Raw genomic sequence first — 21,043 nt, forward strand, 5'->3', positions numbered from 1 at the left:
CTCCGAATGTTGGCGGAAATCCGTACCAGCTTGGCGGAATCCTGCTAGCAACAATAGCAAAGACATCAAACTGACACATATCCATAAAAAATTTCCACGATTGAGCAGGAGATCATACAAACTTTGTAGAAATTTCTCAAAAAAGATAAGGGAGTTGACGATTAACTTGATCATGAAAGGTTTAACCCCACCCCAAAGACTACTTTTAACAGAAATCCTAAAATTACGTCTCATTATCGGCCACAGAAAATATCCAGAAATTGAAAAAGAACTAGCCAAACGATGGGCTGGATACTGGGGAGAAATTGCTTTAGCAAACTACGTTAAAGAACTTCCACAAGATAAATACCTCATCTTCCATGACCTCCAACTCCAATACAACAGCATCCACTTCCAAATCGACACCCTTCTATTCTCCCAAAAATGCATCCTTATCATCGAAGCCAAAAACATCCTGGGTAAATTGACATTTGATAATACTTTCAAACAACTTATCCGAACAAATGAAGATGGAACCGAAGAATCCTTTGAGGACCCGCGTGTTCAATGTCAACGACTTCAGTCCCTCCTGCGCAATTGGTTGATCAAAAACCATTGCAATCTACTCCCGGTTGATAACTTAATTTTTTTCAAAAGCACTAGTACTATCCTAAAAACTAATTCCGGAGATAAAACAGATTTTTCCAAAATATGCAAAGGAAGAGACTTCTTTAATAAAATTGATAGCATGGAACAACGATATAATCATGAAAGGATTGATCATGAGTCAATGATTAAAATAGGTAACTTACTCTTAAATCAAACTAGCCCAAAGCCTATTAACATCTTAAAAGAATACAATCTAACAGAAAAAGATATTCGGAGCGGTGTTTGCTGTCCTAATGAGCAATGCAACTATATTCCGATGAATTACAAAAGAGGTAAATGGAGCTGCCCAGCATGTCAGACTTCCTCAAAAGATGCCATTCTAAAAACACTTAGTCATTATTACTACCTATATAAGCCAACGATTACTAATCTAGAATTGAGAAATTTTCTACTTCTCTCGAGCCCTGATACCACTCAAAAGTTACTCCACCGATTAAACCTTCCAACAACAGGTAAAACAAAAGATCGACTCTATTATCTCAATCCAGAGAAGGTGACCCAGTGCGATTTATCATAAAAAACAACCTACTAATTCCAATCACCACAAAAGAAGACTCATTGCCGATCTCTAAACTGCCCAGCATCCCTCAGGCGCCGTTCAATCCAACCTTCTCCTACAATCCTTACCTGCAGCAGCTCCTCACTGGCAAACAGCTTCTCCCAGATGATATCCCAATACCCTTCACTGAAATCCAAACCCACTATGAAAATGGCTATATCACCTATCGAAAAGGAATCTACTATGAAGGGAAAAAGCCAGTTTGTGCCCGATGCGGCAACAAGGAGCCGCACTGGTTTGCATCCTACCAATGCTCAAGATGTAGAGAAATCTGCCTCTATTGCCGCCATTGCATCATGATGGGAAGGATCAGTGCCTGCACTGCGCTCATCGGCTGGAATGGTCCGGTGCCTGACACCGAACTTCCAGCAACCATCAAACACTGGCAGGGGACGCTCTCTAAGGGGCAACAGGTGGCATCGGACCATGTAACCAGCGCTATTCAGCAAAATCAAGAACACTTAGTCTGGGCCGTATGCGGAGCAGGGAAAACTGAGGTCCTTTTCGCTGGAATTGAAACGGCACTTGCTGCTAAAAAAAGAATCTGCATTGCCACGCCACGGACTGATGTCGTCTTAGAACTCACACCCAGGCTGAAAGCCGCCTTTCCAGAAATAAAAGTTGCCTCCCTTTACGGTGGAAGTGAGGACCGACATGTTTATGCTCCGCTTACCATCGCAACCACCCACCAGCTTCTCCGCTTTTACCAGGCCTTTGATGCAATTATATTAGACGAGGTCGATGCTTTTCCGTATACAGTCGAGGAATCGCTTCAGTATGCCGCTATCCAGGCTCGAAAGGCGTCCTCCTCCATGATTTACCTGACTGCTACACCCAATCAAAAATGGCAAAGGGAATGCCGGACAGGAAAAAGAGCATTTACCACGATCCCAGCACGTTTCCATCGCCATCCGCTCCCGGTCCCTAAGTTTGAATGGTGCGGTAATTGGCAAAAGCAGCTGCAAAAAAATAAGCTCCCGCCCAATGTCCTCCGCTGGATTACCAATCGGATTCATGCAAACAAACAAGCATTAGTGTTTTTTCCACATATCCCTTTAATGGAAAAAGCTCTCCCTATCTTACGCCAATTGGCTACAACCGTAGAAGCAGTCCATGCCGAAGACCCTGACCGCAAAGAAAAGGTGCAAAGAATGCGTTCCAAAGAAATACCACTGCTTTTGACGACAACCATTCTTGAACGAGGGGTAACCTTCCCCAACATTGACGTCGCCGTGGTAGGGGCTGAAGAGACTGTTTTTTCAGAAAGTGCCCTTGTCCAAATTGCTGGAAGGGCGGGGAGAAGCAAGGATTATCCAGAGGGGGTAGTGACCTATTTTCATTATGGAAAAACCGAAGAGATGATAAGGGCAAGAAAGCAAATCCTCTCGATGAACCGGGAAGGGATCAAAAGGGAGTTACTCGACAAGTAAAAAGGAGTTTTAATAATGAACTTATTTCATCAAAACCGCTGTCTAATCTGCCATGAAGTGATCGTGCCAAGCATCGGCTGGCAGGCTATTTTCTCTATTGATAAGGAACATCACATTTGCCCTGTCTGTGAAAGAAAACTAGAACAAATTCACGGTGACCAATGCCGAATATGCAGCCGGCCTTTTTCCAAAGTAAATGATCAATTTCGCAATGGGGATATATGCCATGATTGCTTCCGTTGGGAGGAAGACCCTAAATGGCAAGGAAGCCTTGAGAAAAACCATTCCTTTTTCCTCTATAATGATTTTTTAAAAGAAGTAATTGCAACCTTTAAATTTCGCGGTGATTATGTATTGGCAAAGATATTTTCAGAACTTTTCAAGGGGAAAATAGGTGGATTATCCCCAGACCTGCTGGTGCCTATCCCATTAAGTGACAAACGGCAATATGAGCGGGGATTTAATCAAGCAGAGGCACTTCTCATCGAAGCGGGCTTTTCCCCTGCACGTCTCCTCAGCCGGGTCCACTCAGAAAAGCAATCGAAAAAATCTCGGTCGGAGCGAATCCATCTTCCGCAAGTCTTTCAGGTTCATCCGGATGTCAATGTAATGGGGAAAAAAGTGGTCCTAATCGATGATATTTACACAACCGGTTCCACACTAAGGCATGCTGCCAAACTATTGAAGGAGGCAGGTGCGTCTAGAGTACAATCCCTAACACTTGCACGTTAGTTCATGCAATCCTGAACCACCTGAACCTTCCTTTGATTCTATTAAAAACCCATCTTTAATGCCTTTTGTGCCGTTTCAATATCATGACCAAGCAATTGACCTAAATCATAGGCCGGATAATAGCCGTGCTTATGCATGTAATTAAAAATCCTTTCATGGCCATGAATTGCTCCTAACAGTTGATTGGTAAACGTTTTTCGTAACGAAGGAGTGGCTGTTTCTGTAATAGCTACAGACAAATTCCGCACCAATGCTTTGGATAACCCTAGCAAATCTCCAGCATAAAAGCCTGTATCCTCACGCACATCCTCATCTTCCCTACCTTGAATGCCTGCGGCAGATGTATAAAACTTAAGTAAAGCTTTTAGGTTGCCTTCAAGATCATGTATACATTTTCTGTAAAGTTCCTTGAGTTCAGGATCAGTAATTTTCTTAATCGACATTTTCAGTTTCATTAGACCCACAGATTGAAAGGCAACCATCTCGTGCAATTCCAAGGTCTCATGCCAGGCTAGTAATTTTCTTTCCTCTTGCTCCATAACGAAATCCTCCATTCAGTTATAGCATCCATTTACACTATTCTTGGAGCATTCTGCTGGATAGTTGTCCCAATAAAGATTACAATAATATTGAATAACCATTCATTTTAGTGATAATCACCTGTTGATGTCAAAGGTCATGTAAAACCTTGTCACTATATTCCCTTTGTTTTTGTCAATAAATCGACAAAATTTTTGTTCTGATTTAGCAGGATAATCATAGGGTAAAATAGAAATGTTAATACATAGCCTTAACTAAAGGAGGAATCCACAAATGAATTATAACGTTCGTGGTGAAAACATTGAGGTAACTCCAGCAATTAGAGAGTATGTAGAAAAGAAGATCGCAAAATTGGAACGCTATTTTACAGAAGCACCTGATGCAAAGGTAAATGTGAATCTAAGATTCAATCAAGATAAAACTTCTAAAGTAGAGGTAACAATCCCGCTGCCACAACTTGTTCTTCGTGCTGAAGAAACAAATCTTGATATGTATGCTGGGATTGACTTGATAACTGACAAATTAGAGCGCCAAATTCGCAAGCACAAAACAAAGGTAAACCGCAAATTCCGCGAAAAAGGCGACTTTCCAATTACATTTGCAACAACTGAAAACACGGAAGTACATGATTTAGATGAGGATGAATTAGAATTAGTTCGTACAAAGCGCTTCGACCTTAAGCCAATGGATAGTGAAGAAGCTATTTTGCAGATGAATATGTTAGGCCATAGTTTCTATGTATTTACTAATGCAGACACACATCGAACAAACGTTGTTTATAAGCGCCGTGATGGCCGATATGGTTTAATCGAGGCACACTAAACATATATAAAGAAGAACGCTGCTCTTAAACAGAGCGGCGTTTTTTTGCTTGTGCATAAAATTTCATTATTCTAATTTACTAGCTACTTACTTGTTTTTTCTTTATAAAAGTTCCTATTGAAAGTTATCCCCATGTGGATAACCGAGAATTACTGAAATTTACTCACAATCCCGTGAATGATATCCACAATTTTCAGAATATATCCACAAATACCCGCAACTTATCTACAATTCCACCAACTTGCCTACAATTCTTACAATCAAAAACAAAAAAAGCCAGCGATATATGATCGCCGGCCTATCAAAACAAAATCCTATTTTCCTGCCCCGCAGCAGTTCTTGTATTTCTTGCCGCTGCCACAAATACATGGATCATTACGGCCAACATCAAGTTGCTTTACTTTTGGCTTTTTCTTAACGGCTTCACCGTCTTCTTTTGGGTTCACCGCTTGACCTTTGGCTACTTCTTGGCGCTCAAGATTGTTGCGGATTTCAGCCTTCATGATGTACATGGCCGCTTCATCCTCAATCGATTGAACCATCGCTTCAAACATCGCAAATCCTTCATGCTGGTACTCACGAAGCGGATCAATCTGACCATAGGCACGTAAATGAATTCCTTGACGAAGCTGATCCATTGCATCAATATGATCAATCCATTTGGAATCCACCGCACGCAGCGTTACAACCTTTTCAAATTCACGCATCTGCTCAGGGAAGAGAATCTCTTCTTTTTCATCGTAACGTTCCTTCACTTTTGCAAAAATCGTATCGCGGATTTCGTCCGGTTCTTTTCCTTTCAAGTCATCCACTGTGATGTCACCTTCATGGAGAAGGGAGGCATTCACAAAATCGATGATGGCTTCAAGATTCCATTCTTCTTCATCCTCATGCCGTGATGCATGAGCATCGACATTTCGCTCGATGGAATTTAAAATCATCTTTTGAACGATGTCACGGAGATTTTCAGATTCTAGTACTTCATCACGCTGGGTGTAGATAATTTCACGCTGCTGACGAAGAACATCATCATATTGCAAGAGTTGTTTACGAGCATCAAAGTTGTTGCCCTCAACACGTTTTTGTGCCGATTCAACCGCCCTTGATACCATTTTACTCTGGATTGGCTGTGTATCATCCATGCCAAGTCGTTCCATCATTGCTTTCATATTATCTGAGCCAAAGCGGCGCATCAGTTCATCTTCCATGGATAAATAAAACTGAGTAATACCCGGGTCCCCTTGACGTCCAGAACGTCCACGAAGCTGATTATCAATCCGTCGGCTTTCATGGCGCTCCGTTCCGATGACGGCAAGTCCCCCTAGTTCTAATACCCCTTCACCGAGCTTAATGTCCGTCCCACGTCCAGCCATGTTCGTTGCGATGGTGACGGCCCCTTTGTGTCCAGCTTCGGCAATAATCTCAGCTTCACGTTCATGGTTTTTCGCGTTCAACACATTATGGCGAATCCCTTTTTTTACTAAATAATTGGAGATAAGCTCAGACGTTTCAATCGCCACCGTACCAACAAGTACAGGCTGTCCTTGCTGGTGACGCACCGCGATATCTTCAACAACGGCACGGAATTTACCGTTCATAGAAGAGTAAATTAAATCTGGACGGTCATCACGGGCAATAGGGCGATTCGTAGGAATAACAATAACATTCATGTTATAAATGTTACGGAATTCTTCTTCTTCCGTTTTTGCGGTACCGGTCATCCCTGCTAATTTTTCGTACATCCGGAAGTAGTTTTGGAACGTAATCGTTGCCATGGTCATACTTTCGTTTTGAACTTCGAGGCCTTCTTTCGCCTCAATAGCTTGGTGCAAGCCTTCGCTATATCGACGGCCTTTCATTAAACGCCCGGTGAACTGGTCAACAATGACAATTTCGCCGTCTTGGACCACGTAGTCAACGTCAAGATGCATGCTGACATTTGCTTTTAATGCTTGGTTAATATGATGGTTTAAGGTTACGTGGGACATGTCGAAAAGGTTATCAATGCCAAAAGCTTTCTCAGCTTTACTAATTCCTTCTTCGGTCAACATTACGCCCTTCGTTTTTTCATCGTACGTATAATCTATTTCTTTTGAAAGCATCTTAACAAAGCCATTGGCCTGAATATAGAGGACAGCCGATTTTTGTGCTGACCCTGAAATAATTAACGGTGTACGTGCTTCATCAATTAAAATCGAGTCAACCTCGTCAATCACTCCAAAGAAAAGTGGCCGCTGTACTTTTTGTTCCTTATAAAGGACCATGTTATCACGCAAGTAATCGAAACCAAATTCGTTATTCGTTCCATACGTAATATCAGCGGCATAGGCTGCTTGTTTTTCTTCCTTATCCATACTATTTAAATTTAAGCCAACCGTTAAACCAAGGAATTGATACAATTCACCCATTTCGGCGGCGTCACGACTTGCTAAGTATTCGTTGACCGTAACAACGTGAACCCCTCGACCAGAAAGTGCGTTCAAATAAACTGGCATGGTCGCAGTTAACGTTTTACCTTCCCCTGTTTTCATCTCCGATATGTTCCCTTCATGAAGAGAAATCCCCCCCATTAACTGAACATGGTACGGATATAAACCGAGTACACGCTTGGCACCTTCACGGACAACGGCAAATGCTTCAACCAGGAGATCATCTAATGATTCCCCGTTTTGATAGCGGGACTTGAACTCTTCCGTTTTCTCGCGTAGCTGCTCATCGGTCAACCTTTCTGTTTCCGCAGCCAGTGCGTCAATTTTCACCGCAAGCTTGTCTAGGCGCTTTAGCTCACGCTTGTTCAAGTCAAACACTTTATCTAAAATCCCCATATCTGATGAACGCTCCTTTTTATCGAGACTAATACACTATTTTTAAAAAAATCCATTCATGAATATTCGCTATTTTCCTTTTTTATCTTACCATTTCCACAATACAGTGACAACAATGATAGAAGGATACAAGATTCGGACAATCATCTATTATATTTCCTTCCAAGTCAAACACTTCAGCTTGGGTTTCGATAAGTTCGATTTTTCGTCAAATATGTCAGACTTATGAAGTGGTTTTGAGAATGTATTTCAACTAGAAATTCAAATTATAATTAAGGGTGAGAATTGTATAAAAAGTCCGTAAAGCGAATAAATATACAATTGCATGCAGAGTAAACAACATTGATATAGTATTAAATATCATCGAGATAACAACATTTATGTGTTGTTTTTAGTGGTAAATACTCATTTAGTTTGTTTGAAAAATTATTCACAAATTGTACATTGGAATATACTCTTACAATGTTAGATACTACCCTTAGAGAGGTTAAAATGGAAAATAAATAGAGAGAGAATCCAAAATGGGAAGGGTGAGTTAAGTGGCCATTTGGGGGAAAAAAAATAAAGATAAAGATCCCGAAAGTAGAGAAGATAGAAAAAAGGCTGGCCTAATTCGTGGATTATGGCGAAAGTTTCGAGGAATTGATTGGAGCAACCCAGTGAACAGATGGAAATTATTATTTGTTTCACTTGTAGGATGTATCGTTGTATTTGGTGGAGGGTATGGAGTTCTAACCATGACTAACTCACCTACATTTTGCGCAAGTTGTCACGAAATGGCACCTGAATATTCAACGTTTACTGCAAGTGCCCACAATCAAATTTCATGTGTACAGTGTCATATCAAGCCAGGTTTCACCAACATGATTACTCATAAAATGAAGTCTATGAAAGAAGTATACTACCATGTTACGGGTGTACCTGAACAAATAGTGCAAACCGAAGAAGAAGCCGTTTCAAATCAAAACTGTTTACAATGTCACTCGAAGAACCGCCTAGTCACAGCATCCGGAGACCTAAAAGTAAACCACAAAGGTCATATCGAAAAAGATATCCCTTGTATTACTTGTCATGCCGGTGTGGTTCACGCGAAGATGGCAACCCGTGGAATCAACGTTGAAGAAGTACGCGGCGAATGGACGAAAGAAAGTGCTGAAAAATTAATGGAAAAGAAATACTTGAGACCGAATATGGGGACTTGTATTGACTGCCATGACAAAGTAAATAACGGGGAAAAGCCTTGGAAAGATCCAGCTTATAACGTTCCGGTTAATCCTGAAGAAGTAGAGAAAAAGCTCGAAGAAAAAGATAAAGAAGCAACAAAAGAAACTGCAGCAGAATCAACTCCTGAAGGCGAAACAACGGAAGCATTAGCTGCAACACATGATGCAAAGACACAAGATATTATTTTACAAGCAATCGGAAAGCAGAAAAAAGATATTAAGGTTTCGATGGAATGTGAAACTTGCCACAAACAAACGGAAATTCCTAAAACACATAAAAATGTAGATTGGGGCAATAATCACGGCGGTACAGCTGTTCAACAGCTAGATAAATGTATGAATTGTCACCAAGATTCAAAATGGGTAAGGGAAATTCCAAAAGAAGATATCGTCTCACTTCTTAAAATGGGTAATTCAAAAGTTAAGTACACACCAAACGTTACACTTGCAAAAGAACAAGCACGTACAAACAAATTCTGTAGTGCCTGTCACTCAGATCGTCCGGATGGACATGGTGAAAGTAATCAATGGTTGACTTCCCATGCATCCAAAGCGAAAACCAGTGATCAGAAAGCAGAATGTTTCGTCTGTCATGACCGTGATAAACCAAAAGCAGACTCAACCAATGCAAAAGCACCAACAGATGTTTATTGCCAATACTGCCATAGAACTGGCTTTAAAGATGATAAGAAATAACTAATCAAAATCTGGAGGGACGCTTTATGGAAGAGGAAAAGGAAATGCGGTCGGCCCCTCCTCGTTATCGGTATAAATTAATTAAGTTTATGACTCTTGCACTGTTTTTTATAGTAATCTTCCTTGCACTTGGGTTCTCTGGGCTAAAGGCTACCTCTAGCTCAGGGTACTGCTCATCATGTCATGAGATGAAACCCGAGTACTATACGTGGAAAGCTTCCACGCATAGTGAAGTGGATTGTGTTAGCTGTCATATCCAGCCTGGGGCAAAGAATTTAGCAAAAAATAAAGCTAATGGGGTTGTCGAGCTTTATAAAAAAACTATGAACACCTATTCAGCACCGATTCAAATGCCAAAAGAAATACCGAATTCTGCTTGCGAATCATGTCACAATATGGACAAACGAGAAGTAACTCCTTCTGGGGATATCATTATTCCCCATGATAAGCATTTAGCAAAAGATGTTAAATGTACTCAGTGTCATAGTGGCGTAGCACATGGGAAAATAGCAGAACGTCAAGTAACCTTCAAAACAGACTATGGAAAATGGGATGACTCACTCGGAAAATCAATGATGAGTGATTTGAAGTTTACTAAGACTAAAATGGAAACTTGTGTGGAATGTCATGAAGTACGTGACGTATCTACCGAGTGTAAAACATGTCATACCACTGGTGTGTTACCGAAATCCCACAAAGAGTCGGATTTTAAAACTGGTAGTCACGGAGAGTTAGCTAAGAAAGACTTAAAAAGTTGTAATAAATGTCATTCATTTATGTCCGAAACTGAAATAAAGGGTTTTGTAGAAATCCCTGCTTCACAACAATTTTTAAGTAATACAGATTCGAAAATAACCCAGATCTCAGCTCAAGATTATGCGAAGGAAAATACGTTTTGTAAAGATTGTCATACGACGAAACCAAAAAGTCACGTTAAAGGTTTTGTCAATCTTCATGGTGCTAAAGCTAAGGTGAGTATGGAAGCATGTCTTGCCTGCCATGATAAACAAAAGACTGGATTTAATAAAACGAATAATGTTACGTGTAATAGCTGTCATCCAGCAATGCATGCTGACAAGAATTTTAAAGAAAGACATCCAGTTAATATTCAAAATGCAACAAGACCAACTGATTTTTGTTATACCTGTCATAATAAACCTAAATGTACATCATGCCATAAAGAAGATTAGTAATTAATCAGATTAGGAGGGCTAATATGGAAAGTCAAGTTAAGCCTGATGCCCAGGAACAATCCAGAACAGAAAATATTAAAAAGGTCAAGAAAGACCGATTTACATGGTGGCAATCGCTAATTATTCTTGTTGTGACCTTAGCGATTTGTCTCTCTGCAGGATATTATGTAAGTGCTAAATACCTGTGGAATAAAAATGATGATGAAATCGTCAAGCAGATAGAATATAACAAAGCACTTGTTGAACAGAAACCTAATGATGCAAGTTTAAGAGTTCAATTAGGTTATAGTTACTTTTTAAAGGGTGACGATGACAAAGCTATAAAAGAATATCAGACAGCGAAAAGCTTGGATAAAGATTATTATGCTGCCTACTTGAATTTGGCTATTGTTTATGACAAGCAAAAACGCACTGACGATGCACTGCAAATGGCTTCTAAGGCATCTAAACTTGCTCCGCAGGATTATAAAAGTCTTTTATTAAAAGCAAGAAGCTACCGTAAATTAAAAATGTATGATAAAGCAACTGAAGCACTGGAAATAGCCAATCGTTATAAACCAGGAAATACAGATGTAATCTATGAAACTGGTTTAGTGGCAGAGGACCAAGGAAAACTTAAAGAGGCAGAAGATATTTATAAAGAATCTCTTTCTTATGATCCAACATTTAAGCCAGCACTAGAAGCATTAGAACGTCTAAAGACTAAAAAGAAATAAGGAAGGAGATGGGATCCGTGAAAAAAAAGACAACGTATATATGGATGGGAACCATTGTCGCACTTAGTGTCGTTTTATTCGCCGTGATTTACTTTTTCAATCTTCAGGATAATGCTATAAAAGTGGCTAGTAAAGTGGATGCTGGTGGCCCTCCAACCTTGAGTTATTACATTCAAGGGGACATGAATGACCCGCTTGAAAAACCAATGGATGTTACGAAAGTTGGACAATATGTCTATGTAACAGATACAAACCACAAGCAAGTTCAAGCTTTCGATACTTCAGGAACGCCTATCTTCAAATTTGGTAAGGAAGGCTCCGATAAAGGTCAATTTAAATTTCCTTACGGAATTGCTGGTGATAAAGATGGTAACATTTATGTCGCTGACCTATACATTGGCAAAATCTCCATTTTTACTTCAAAGGGAAAATTCATTAAATACTTTGAAGTTGCCAATAAAAAGGATGCATTAAAAGGTCCCGGCGGTTTACGGATTTACAATAACAAACTATATGTAACAGATATTCCGAAAAACAAAGTAAATGTCTTTGATCTTAAAGGGGAAAAATTACTTGAAATTAATACCGCAACAGGGAAAAAAGATGCTCTCAATGCGCCAAACGCAGTTACCGTTGACGATGATAATAATATCTATGTTTCCGATACAGGTAATCAACGTCTAGTAGTTTATGATCAAAACGGAAAGTATAAGCGGGTTATTAACGGTTCAGCAGATGGTAAAGGCAGTTCCAAATTCGTTAATCCAAGAGGAATTGGAGTTCAGGCTAATGGAACTTTATTAATGGTCGATAATATGACTCATTATCTTTATGGATACGATAAAGAAGGAAAACAAGTTTTTCAAATTGGTGGAATTGGCAGCGAAAAAGAGCAATTTTATCTTCCTAACGGATTATTTGTAGATGATAAGGGAGAAGTGTTTATCACCGATACTGTAAATGCAAGGGTTGGTCTTTATTACTAATAACTTTTTAACATTAAAGGAGGTGATGCCTTAATAGAGGGAGAGATTAGTATTACAAATTAGAAAAAGATAAAAAGAGAAAAAGAGAGAAAGAGAGAAAGAAAAAATGGGAGGTTTTTTGGAATGAGTAAGATGAAACTTAGCTTCTCACTAGTCTTAACGATTATTCTAGTGGGAATACTTAGCACCTCTGTATTTGCAAGAGGCGCGTTCTGGGGCGGTTTAACTGCAAACGGCACAGGATATGACTTTAAGTTTATTAATACTAGTCATGATTCTACGAAAGACTTTAGCGTAAAGGTATATGAGAATCAAGACGGGGAGTATGCAGAAGTTTATACATCTGCTGTACTAAGCGATGTACCTTCATACCCAGAACCAACAGGTGCAGCTGCTGAGTACAAAACGATCAATATTCCTTATTCAGCTGATGGTTCTGCTGGTGTTAATTTTGAGCAGAAAGTAATTTACAAATTTGTTCTTATGGATGGAACAACTGAGACTGAGACAAAATATGCAGTAAATTGGACTCATGAGAATCCAAGCTTAGCATCAATTGCTAATGACCCAAATAGTCTTTTAGACGTTGATGGTTCAGGTCTAGTTAACGCCAATCATACTGGTGTACCTGGAGCTGCAAGTAAAGGCGGCAATAAACACGGTTTCTATCAAAACAACACAAACTCTTGTGCTGCTTGTCACCAAACTCACACAGCTGCTGAAGGTGAAGCATTATTGTTCAAAGACGGCGTATACAGCACATGTTCTGCTTGTCATGATGGTACAACTGGTGCATACAACGCATTTGCTTCAACTACTGAAGAAACAACAAAAGAAATCGCTGGTACATTTAACGTTAAACAAGATACTACACACAATGGTTCCCTTCACCAATCTGACGGTTCCATTAATGTAAGTGCTGCTCCTGGAGGAAACACCAAAGCATCAGGAAGTAATACAATCTGGGGTAACGAATTCAACTGTGCTAGCTGCCACGCACCACACGGTTCAGGTTCTACAATGGAAAACAACTTGAATATGGACCCACTAGGATGGGGTGGAGTTGCTTATAGCACATCTACACCAGATGGAAAAAATGGTAAATTATTCAAAGATCTTACTATCATTGATTTAGATTCAGCTACTTTACCATCATCAATGACTACACCATATATTGTTGCAAAGAAAACTGTAGCAGCTGGTGACATTTCTACAGATAAAACAAAAGAAGGTTACATGTATAGTCGCGAAGGTGTTGTATTAGGTCAAAAGGTCATCCAAACATACAGATGGACTGGGAAATCATATTCTAAAGACTTCTCTCTATGGTTAAGAGGTTCTAGCCGTGAGGCAGCTAATACTGTCTTAACTGGTGCTCCACCAACCCTAAAAATCGTCTGGAGAGATGGTTTTGCAGTTGGTACTTCTGCAGATGTTGATGCAGTTACTAAAGCAACAATCTCTTTAGGTATTGATGTTGAAACTACTACTAATATTAGATCTTTATTTGATAGTACTTATGCAAACTATGTATATGATAGTGGTACAGAAATGAGTAAATATTGTTCAGCTTGTCACACTGACTATTTGTCTAATACACGTACTATTAAAACTGGTACTTATACTCAAGCACACCGCCACACAACTGGCAAAGATAATCTTACTTGCGTACGTTGCCACTACGGTCACGGTACAGATGCTACAATCATGAAGGACTCTAACGATGAATCTTATTACGAAGGCGATCACGCAGGAAATTTAAGTTATTACGTTGATCCAAACCCTTCTTCTGCTTTAAAACGTTACACTGGTATGTCAGTATGTTACGCTTGTCACGGTTCTGGCGGTCAGTTCATTAATAACGTAAACAACGACCGTCTTGATGGTCCTACTAGTGCTATTTACGGCAGTCATACAGGTGTCAATGATGCTGGAGTTGGCATAGATGACGGTGAAGCTCCATTAAAGCCGGGCCAACCAGGAACTAGAGAATAGTTCAAAATAAAAAAAGCCAACAAATAGCGCCACTACTTGTTAGCTTTTGAAGAATTGAAATGTCATTTTAGAGAGAGCAAGGTAGCAATTGATGTTACCTTGCTTTTCTATTATTATCTACTAATTGACACAAAATTGTCAATATTAAAGACACAAAACAGACAATGAATTGCTCCAATTCCGCCCTATTTTCCTCCGAAATCACTGCTATAATTGATTTGTAACTCCTATATAAAAAATAATACTTTAATAAACATAATTAAATTTACAGAAAAAGAGTTGAATTGAATGAATCCTATGTTGAGTCATAATAAAGTATTTCTCAGTGGTCTGTTACTACTTTTTTTATTGCTAACCTTATTCAGCAGCACAAGTAAGATAGTTTTTGCTGCAGATCCACCATTAATTAGTATTACCACACCAGATAGCACAACAGATTCTGAAGCATTACTGATTGATACGAAAGTTATTGTTAAAGGTAGTTATGATAATGTTCGGGCTAAAAATCTACTATTAACGGCGTACGAAGTCGGTGACCCAGATAGCAAGATATCCAACTCGGATGACAATCCTGCCGAATGGAGTATCAATACAACAGAAAAAACATGGACATTCTCTAAAAGATTAAGTGACGGAGAGCATCAAATTAAAGTAGTAATTAAAGATACAGCTGCTGATGTTATAGAATCGGATAAAGTAAAGTTTTATATTTCCGGTACGGGGATTGTTCTTCCAAATAATGTAGTCCTCTATGGGGATGATTTAACAAGTACTCCTAAAAACGCCAAAATAAAGTTTACTATTGTGGACGAGAATCCTATTGCTCAAATTGATCAAGACAAAGCAGTCAAGGTGATGCAAGGAGACACTGAAATTAAAGGAACCTCAACACTGAAAGATCTTGAAGTGCCAGGCATTCATGCTTACAGTATTACTTTTACACCAGACGATAAATTCTCTTTATATAAGTCTTTTACTGCTAAGCTAGTTCCCAGTGCTATAGGAGATGTAACTCTTAACAAGGTCTATGCAAAATCATTTAAGTTTACAACAAGAACAAGTGCAGTAAATTGGGATGACTATGATGATGAGACCCATAAGACAAGTAGCAATCCACATGGGCATTATTCAAACAATACTAATATGTGCGCCACATGTCATAGCTCACATAAAGGTTCAACTGATAAACTCGAATTAGAACCTGGTGATGATTCAACCAAAAACTATTGTTTGGCTTGTCATGATGGAACCACGAATGCACCACTTATTGATAATAGTGATAGTAAGAATCATCACACTGCTGGATTAGATGCAAAACAACAAGAGTCCTGTACGACATGTCATAATCCACATTTAGATTGGACTGTGAAAAATCCTAACTTATTACAAGACCACTATGTATATAAGCATAAGACTGCTGATTTAAATCAAAGAGGATTAACAACATTAAATGTAGATAGCTTAAAAACAGATTGTGCAACCTGTCATGAAGATAATATGGCATTGGATACAGTTTCAAACACGAATAAGAGTATTTTCGATAGAGAAACCTTTAAGCAAGGATATTATGAGTTTCTTAAATATAATAAATCATTAACATCTAGTGGGGACATGGAAGATTATTCATTATGTCTGTCCTGTCATACGAATATAAAAAAATTCTATAAAGATAAAGATACATCACAACACTCGATTACAGCAGCTGACGGAAGTAAATTGAATGGCTTCATACCTTGTGCTGAATGTCACGAAACCCATGGTTCTAACAATTCCTTCTTGTTGAGAAGCAAGTTTGGCCATGATAATCAAGCGTCAACTTCATTCTCGTTTACTGGTGATATTAAAGGCTGGGATGTTAATACAGAGAGACGTTTTTGTCTGCAGTGCCACAATGGTTCTACTTCACTTTATGGTGTAACGGCAAAGGCATTAAGTCCAGAATATCACCCAAGTCAAACAGCGGCATGTTCCCTATGCCATGGTACAGGTGGGTTGGCTAGAGACAGAATATTAAGTGCTGCACATGGACCAAAATACGTTCCAATTTCTGAACCAGAACCGGTAACAGAAATTTTACCAACAGCACCTAGTTCGACTGAAACTACAAGTGATACAACAACAGATACCAGTGGTCCAACAGAAAATCCAACTGATGTCACCACGGATGACAATAGTTCAACTACAAATGAAAATAGTTCAACTACAACAGAAAATAGTTCAACAACTACTGATAGTGGTCAAACAACTACAGATTCTAGTACTACTCTTTCAGATGAAACTGGAACTGATGTCGACACAACTAACATTGGTGATACTCCATAAAAGAGCGGGTGTGTTCAGAGTCATTGGAAAATGAGGCTTACCATACAGTTTATATTGCTGCTTCCGACATTTCAGGTATTTCAATAAGTAAAGAGTGGAAATTTTACACCAATACTTACCCTGACATGAAGGATTCAAATATTTCCAGCTGTACTGCCTGCCATCCATCAAATAGCTTTACAGGCAGCAACGGCGATTTGGAAAATGTCCATAGTAAGAAACTATATTTCAAAGGAACACATTCCAACAGTCGATGTGATAATTGTCATAATTATATTTCTGTTCCAGCGGGATGCAGTCAGTGTCATGATAATCCGGATGGACAGTTCGCTTATGCACCACATGGATCAACACCTACAATTAAATATCAGACAACCAATGTTGATTCAAAAATGCCAATCAGGGTAACGGAAAATCGTGAAATGAATGATTGTATTCTCTGCCACCAGCCTGGATCCCAGGTAAAAGGTTATGTAGGATACCAAGCGGCACCGACGAGACTCCTGAATAACCACGACATACCGGAGCTTCATAAAGCAAATGAACCAGACTGTACGGGAAGCCATGCAAAATCACTTACCCGTGAACATGCCCGTGACGGCAGAAGTGATGCAAATGGTAATCCGATCACTTGTAATACCTGTCACAAGAGTACTAATCCTGTAGTCGTTCAAGCGATAAAAGATAAAAATACATCCTGCACTACCTGCGACTCCAAGGACACCGCCCATAAAGAGGTGCATGCGAAGTGTGCGGGCTGTCACTCAAAAGGTAGTTATGAAGAGTCACGAACTGTGCATTAATATAAAATCAGGGAAATAGCCTAAGGGGCACCAATAAGTCATTTAGTCGACTTTTTGGTGCCCCCTTTTTATATATGATTAATGGAAATATCGTAATGATCATGGACCTGTGTCTTATTTCAGACCCACCATAAAAAAACTACAAGCTTCTTAGCTAGTTCCTCTCTATTAATTTATGGTTTTTAACCAATCCCCCAACCCCATCAATCTTCCTCCACAAATGCAAATGCATATCGACATAGACAATCGCTTCGTTTTTATTGCCAAAGCCCTAATAGCCCAGAAATAGGCGGGCAGGCGTTTTCATTTTGGAAAGGATTGCCCTTTTTTAATCCAAACTTTGAAATTTAGTCGCTTATCACGCTATAATGGTTAAGGAACTGAACATTGATTTCGGAATAAAATGCGATATAGGTAATTTTTATAGAGGTGAAGATAATGGAATTAGCAGAAATTCGTAATGAACTTGAAAAAACAGCTAAGAAATTAGCGGACTTTAGGGGGTCTCTTTGACCTTGAGAATAAGGAAGCAAGAATTGCTGAATTAGACGATGAAATGCTTCATCCTGATTTTTGGAACGATCAGCAAGCAGCGCAGACCGTCATTAGTGAAGCAAATGGATTGAAGGATCAGGTCAATGAATTTTATGATTTGAATAGCAGCTTTGAAAATTTGGAATTAACCTATGAACTTGTAAAAGAAGAAAATGATGAAGAATTACGTGCAGAGTTGGAAGAGGAACTTCAGCAGTTAACAGCGCGTTTGAGTCAATTTGAACTTCAGCTTCTCCTAAGTGAGGAGTATGATAAAAATAATGCAATTCTGGAGCTTCACCCGGGTGCGGGCGGAACAGAATCACAGGACTGGGGATCGATGCTGCTGCGGATGTATACCCGCTGGGCAGAGAAAAAGGGCTTTAAGGTTGAGACCCTCGATTACTTACCTGGTGATGAAGCGGGGATAAAGAGTGTTACACTAGCGATTAAGGGCCATAATGCCTATGGCTACTTAAAAGCGGAAAAAGGGGTTCACCGTCTGGTTCGGATTTCCCCATTTGATTCCTCAGGCCGTCGTCATACTTCTTTCGTTTCCTGTGAAGTCATGCCCGAACTCAATGATGACATTCAAATAGAAGTCCGGACAGAGGATTTAAAAATTGATACCTATCGTGCAACAGGTGCGGGCGGACAGCATATTAACACTACCGATTCGGCCATCCGAATTACCCACTTGCCTACTGGTGTAGTTGTTACATGTCAAGCAGAACGTTCGCAAATTAAAAACCGCGAGGCAGCCCTGAAAATGCTAAAAGCCAAACTGTATCAACTTGAAATTGAGCGTCAGGAACAAGAACTTCTAGAAATTCGCGGCGAGCAGAAGGAAATCGGCTGGGGAAGTCAAATCCGTTCTTACGTTTTCCATCCCTATTCGATGGTGAAAGATCACAGGACTAGCACAGAAAGCGGGAACGTTCAGGCTGTTATGGACGGGGATTTAGACCAGTTTATTAATGCGTACCTTAGGTCGAGAATTTCATAAATTAGACATATTTATAGCCTTTGCCGATTTATTCGGCAAAGGCTTATCTTTTGGGAACTTTTTGCCGATCTAGGTGAGGAGTGTGTGGTCGTTACTTTGAGGACAAGTATATTACTCTAAATTTTGAAGTTATACTTCCGCAGAGAGCATTTCAAACATCTTATCATGATTTTCCAATTTGTTATCGATATGCCTAAAGTAACTTCTAAATTCCGTTGCATTATTTCTAACTGTTTGCTCGAGTGATTGAATACTTTCCTCCACTTTATCTAATCGTTGATTTACACCAATAAATTGTTTATCCATAGCATCAAACCGCTGATCCATAGTAACAAGTCTAATTTCGATTTTATCAAACCGGTGATCAATTTGTTCAAACCGTTTATCAATCTTATCGAACTGTTGATTCATTTGATCCATCATTTGCTTTAACAATTGCTCCATTATGTTCACCTCCTATTCAACAAATTATAACATTAATTGATATTTTTTTAGCAAAACAACCGCTAACTTCTCAATGAGATCATTCCTTATAAAAACCACTTAACTGGCAAATGCTAAAAAGAAATTTTAATCCTTTACCACGTCAACTTACTGCCATTTACACCAATATTTACCCATGCTATACTCACTTTCGGCTAATAGAAAGTATTTAAAATTTTGAGGAGAATAGCTTTATGAATATCTTAAGTAATTTAACACTAACCTATCCTAAAACGAGAATAGCAATCGATTATCTTTTTGTATTAATTGGTGCTGCAATCATTGCTTTAACCTTTAATGTTTTCTTACTTCCGAACCAAGTGGCCTCAGGTGGAGTAAGTGGTATTAGTACGATTTTAAAATCAGTGTTAGGGTGGGAACCAGCCTATGTTCAATGGGCTTTCAATATACCCTTATTTGTAGCTGGTGTAGTTTTATTAGGAAAGCAGTTTGGTGTGAAAACCCTTGCGGGAACGATTTTTTTACCATTAGTAGTTTTTTTTACAAGGAATTTAGATCCTTGGACAAATGACGCCCTCCTTGGGGCTCTGTTTGGGGGAATTGGCGTAGGACTTGGTCTGGGCATAGTCTTTAGAGGGAGAGCATCGACGGGCGGGACGGACCTGGCAGCCCAAATTATTCATAAATATACAGGTTTTTCGCTGGGACGATGCGTCGTCATAATCGATGGTTTAATCGTGCTTGCTGCTGCGATTGTATTTGATATTGAAAAAGGTTTGTATGCATTGATTGCTCTTTATGTAACAAGCAAAACAATCGACCTGATTCAGGTTGGTTTCGGCCGATCAAAAATGGCAATGATCATTACTGGTAAACAAGAAGAAGTTCGTGCCGGAATTTTGAATAAAATAGACCGTGGTGTGACAAAACTATCAGCATATGGTGGATTTACTGACCATGAACGGCCAGTTCTTATGTGCGTTGTAGATCAATCAGAGTTCACGAAATTGAAACAATTGGTTAAAGCCCTTGACCCATCAGCATTTGTCGTTGTTATGGATGCAGCTGAAGTGTTAGGTGAGGGTTTCAAACGGGCATAGGATTGGTATAATAGGGCATTGATGGTAATATTTTCTGAAGGGGGTAACAACGTGAAAAAGAAGTGGCTTACAATGTTGATGGGAACTGCATTAGTAATGGGTCTTGCTGCCTGCGGAGGCGGGGATAATGACACAAGTAAAGACACAGGAACTGACAAAGGAACGGAAACAGCAAGCAGTGATACGGCGGCGAAGATTTTTGATCAAAAATGCTCCAGCTGTCATGGCGGAGATCTGACAGGTGGTATGGGTCCAAATCTAACCAAGGTTGGCTCTAAATACTCAAAGGATGAAATATTGAATATCCTTAAAAATGGTAAAGGGCAAATGCCTGCCAACGTTGTAACTGGCGATGATGCAAACCAAGTTGCAGAGTGGCTTGCAGCCAAAAAATAAAATAAAAGACCCAGGAAGCGTTCTGTTTGGAAAAACAGGGCGTTTTTTATTGTATAGGAAATTATAAAATAAT

Annotated in this window: 17 protein-coding genes; 14 read left to right on the forward strand and 3 right to left on the reverse strand. The window is 39.5% G+C overall.

Annotation, left to right across the window (positions count from 1 at the left end; genetic code table 11):
- Positions 1-172: 172 nt before the first annotated feature.
- Genes V7659_RS13890 through V7659_RS13900 form a run of 3 tightly spaced genes read left to right on the forward strand, consistent with a single transcriptional unit; the run spans position 173 to position 3,369 of the window.
- On the forward strand, positions 173-1,165 hold the full coding sequence (locus tag V7659_RS13890; RefSeq protein ID WP_335540527.1) for a nuclease-related domain-containing protein: 993 nt from the start codon (positions 173-175) through the stop codon (positions 1,163-1,165).
- Complete coding sequence (locus V7659_RS13895; RefSeq protein ID WP_335540493.1) at positions 1,150-2,637, forward strand: DEAD/DEAH box helicase; 1,488 nt, start codon at positions 1,150-1,152, stop codon at positions 2,635-2,637. Before V7659_RS13890 ends, V7659_RS13895 begins: the two co-directional genes overlap by 16 nt.
- A gap of 15 nt (positions 2,638-2,652) precedes the next feature.
- Entirely contained in the window at positions 2,653-3,369 is a 717-nt protein-coding gene (locus V7659_RS13900) for a ComF family protein (RefSeq protein WP_335540494.1), read from the forward strand.
- Between the two features lie 41 nt (positions 3,370-3,410).
- On the opposite strand, the gene V7659_RS13905 is transcribed toward V7659_RS13900, so the two are convergent.
- Positions 3,411-3,908 (reverse strand): spore coat protein, encoded by a 498-nt coding sequence (locus tag V7659_RS13905; RefSeq protein ID WP_335540495.1) that lies wholly within the window; start codon positions 3,906-3,908, stop codon positions 3,411-3,413.
- 274 nt (positions 3,909-4,182) lie between these two features.
- Here V7659_RS13905 and hpf point away from each other — a divergent pair, with 274 nt between their 5' ends.
- Positions 4,183-4,731: a ribosome hibernation-promoting factor, HPF/YfiA family gene (gene hpf, locus V7659_RS13910; protein WP_335540496.1), complete on the forward strand. Its 549-nt coding sequence runs from the start codon at positions 4,183-4,185 to the stop codon at positions 4,729-4,731.
- A 314-nt stretch (positions 4,732-5,045) separates the two neighbouring features.
- Here the strand turns inward: hpf and secA are convergent, their stop codons facing one another.
- The gene (gene secA, locus V7659_RS13915) at positions 5,046-7,556 is read right to left on the reverse strand and encodes a preprotein translocase subunit SecA (RefSeq protein ID WP_335540497.1); all 2,511 of its coding nucleotides are present in this window, start codon (positions 7,554-7,556) and stop codon (positions 5,046-5,048) included.
- Between the two features lie 659 nt (positions 7,557-8,215).
- On the opposite strand from secA, the gene V7659_RS13920 reads away from it, so the two are divergent.
- The 8 genes from V7659_RS13920 (at position 8,216) to prfB (ending at position 19,030) form a co-directional block, all read left to right on the forward strand.
- Positions 8,216-9,475, forward strand: coding sequence for a NapC/NirT family cytochrome c (locus V7659_RS13920; protein ID WP_335540498.1), 1,260 nt, complete (start codon positions 8,216-8,218; stop codon positions 9,473-9,475).
- A gap of 26 nt (positions 9,476-9,501) precedes the next feature.
- Positions 9,502-10,665, forward strand: coding sequence for a NapC/NirT family cytochrome c (locus V7659_RS13925; RefSeq protein WP_335540499.1), 1,164 nt, complete (start codon positions 9,502-9,504; stop codon positions 10,663-10,665).
- Between the two features lie 26 nt (positions 10,666-10,691).
- Positions 10,692-11,384 carry a tetratricopeptide repeat protein gene (locus tag V7659_RS13930; protein WP_335540500.1) on the forward strand — a complete coding sequence of 231 codons (693 nt, stop codon included), beginning with the start codon at positions 10,692-10,694 and terminating at the stop codon, positions 11,382-11,384.
- Between the two features lie 8 nt (positions 11,385-11,392).
- A complete protein-coding gene (locus V7659_RS13935) occupies positions 11,393-12,370 on the forward strand; it encodes a 6-bladed beta-propeller (protein WP_335540501.1) in 978 nt (325 codons plus the stop codon).
- 123 nt (positions 12,371-12,493) lie between these two features.
- Positions 12,494-14,365 carry a cytochrome c3 family protein gene (locus tag V7659_RS13940; RefSeq protein ID WP_335540502.1) on the forward strand — a complete coding sequence of 624 codons (1,872 nt, stop codon included), beginning with the start codon at positions 12,494-12,496 and terminating at the stop codon, positions 14,363-14,365.
- A gap of 288 nt (positions 14,366-14,653) precedes the next feature.
- A complete protein-coding gene (locus V7659_RS13945; protein WP_335540503.1) occupies positions 14,654-16,687 on the forward strand; it encodes a hypothetical protein in 2,034 nt (677 codons plus the stop codon).
- Positions 16,688-16,710: 23 nt separating this feature from the next.
- Positions 16,711-17,490, forward strand: a complete 780-nt coding sequence (locus tag V7659_RS13950; protein WP_335540504.1) for a hypothetical protein — start codon at positions 16,711-16,713, stop codon at positions 17,488-17,490.
- Between the two features lie 438 nt (positions 17,491-17,928).
- A protein-coding gene (gene prfB / locus V7659_RS13955) for a peptide chain release factor 2 (RefSeq protein ID WP_335540505.1) occupies positions 17,929-19,030 on the forward strand; the annotation gives its coding sequence in 2 pieces (ribosomal slippage) (positions 17,929-18,000 and positions 18,002-19,030; 1,101 coding nt in all).
- A gap of 129 nt (positions 19,031-19,159) precedes the next feature.
- Here prfB and V7659_RS13960 read toward each other — a convergent pair.
- Positions 19,160-19,474: a hypothetical protein gene (locus V7659_RS13960; RefSeq protein WP_335540506.1), complete on the reverse strand. Its 315-nt coding sequence runs from the start codon at positions 19,472-19,474 to the stop codon at positions 19,160-19,162.
- Positions 19,475-19,707: 233 nt separating this feature from the next.
- On the opposite strand from V7659_RS13960, the gene V7659_RS13965 reads away from it, so the two are divergent.
- Positions 19,708-20,574 (forward strand): YitT family protein, encoded by an 867-nt coding sequence (locus V7659_RS13965; RefSeq protein WP_144554097.1) that lies wholly within the window; start codon positions 19,708-19,710, stop codon positions 20,572-20,574.
- Positions 20,575-20,625: 51 nt separating this feature from the next.
- Positions 20,626-20,970, forward strand: coding sequence for a cytochrome c551 (cccB, locus tag V7659_RS13970; RefSeq protein WP_335540507.1), 345 nt, complete (start codon positions 20,626-20,628; stop codon positions 20,968-20,970).
- The last annotated feature ends 73 nt before the right edge of the window (positions 20,971-21,043 follow it).

It is taken from the genome of Neobacillus drentensis, from assembly GCF_036966985.1.
Classification (GTDB): domain Bacteria; phylum Bacillota; class Bacilli; order Bacillales; family Cytobacillaceae; genus Neobacillus; species Neobacillus drentensis_E.

What these genes read in the sequence shown, in the direction of transcription:
- V7659_RS13965 (WP_144554097.1), top strand. Translation starts at nt 19,708, where the DNA reads ATGAATATCTTAAGTAATTTAACACTAACCTATCCTAAAACGAGAATA.
- V7659_RS13945 (WP_335540503.1), top strand. Translation starts at nt 14,654, where the DNA reads ATGAATCCTATGTTGAGTCATAATAAAGTATTTCTCAGTGGTCTGTTA.
- V7659_RS13930 (WP_335540500.1), top strand. Translation starts at nt 10,692, where the DNA reads ATGGAAAGTCAAGTTAAGCCTGATGCCCAGGAACAATCCAGAACAGAA.
- hpf (WP_335540496.1), top strand. Translation starts at nt 4,183, where the DNA reads ATGAATTATAACGTTCGTGGTGAAAACATTGAGGTAACTCCAGCAATT.
- V7659_RS13890 (WP_335540527.1), top strand. Translation starts at nt 173, where the DNA reads ATGAAAGGTTTAACCCCACCCCAAAGACTACTTTTAACAGAAATCCTA.
- V7659_RS13925 (WP_335540499.1), top strand. Translation starts at nt 9,502, where the DNA reads ATGGAAGAGGAAAAGGAAATGCGGTCGGCCCCTCCTCGTTATCGGTAT.
- V7659_RS13900 (WP_335540494.1), top strand. Translation starts at nt 2,653, where the DNA reads ATGAACTTATTTCATCAAAACCGCTGTCTAATCTGCCATGAAGTGATC.
- V7659_RS13905 (WP_335540495.1), bottom strand. Translation starts at nt 3,908, where the DNA reads ATGGAGCAAGAGGAAAGAAAATTACTAGCCTGGCATGAGACCTTGGAA.
- secA (WP_335540497.1), bottom strand. Translation starts at nt 7,556, where the DNA reads ATGGGGATTTTAGATAAAGTGTTTGACTTGAACAAGCGTGAGCTAAAG.
- V7659_RS13960 (WP_335540506.1), bottom strand. Translation starts at nt 19,474, where the DNA reads ATGGAGCAATTGTTAAAGCAAATGATGGATCAAATGAATCAACAGTTC.
- V7659_RS13935 (WP_335540501.1), top strand. Translation starts at nt 11,393, where the DNA reads ATGGGATCCGTGAAAAAAAAGACAACGTATATATGGATGGGAACCATT.
- V7659_RS13940 (WP_335540502.1), top strand. Translation starts at nt 12,494, where the DNA reads ATGAGTAAGATGAAACTTAGCTTCTCACTAGTCTTAACGATTATTCTA.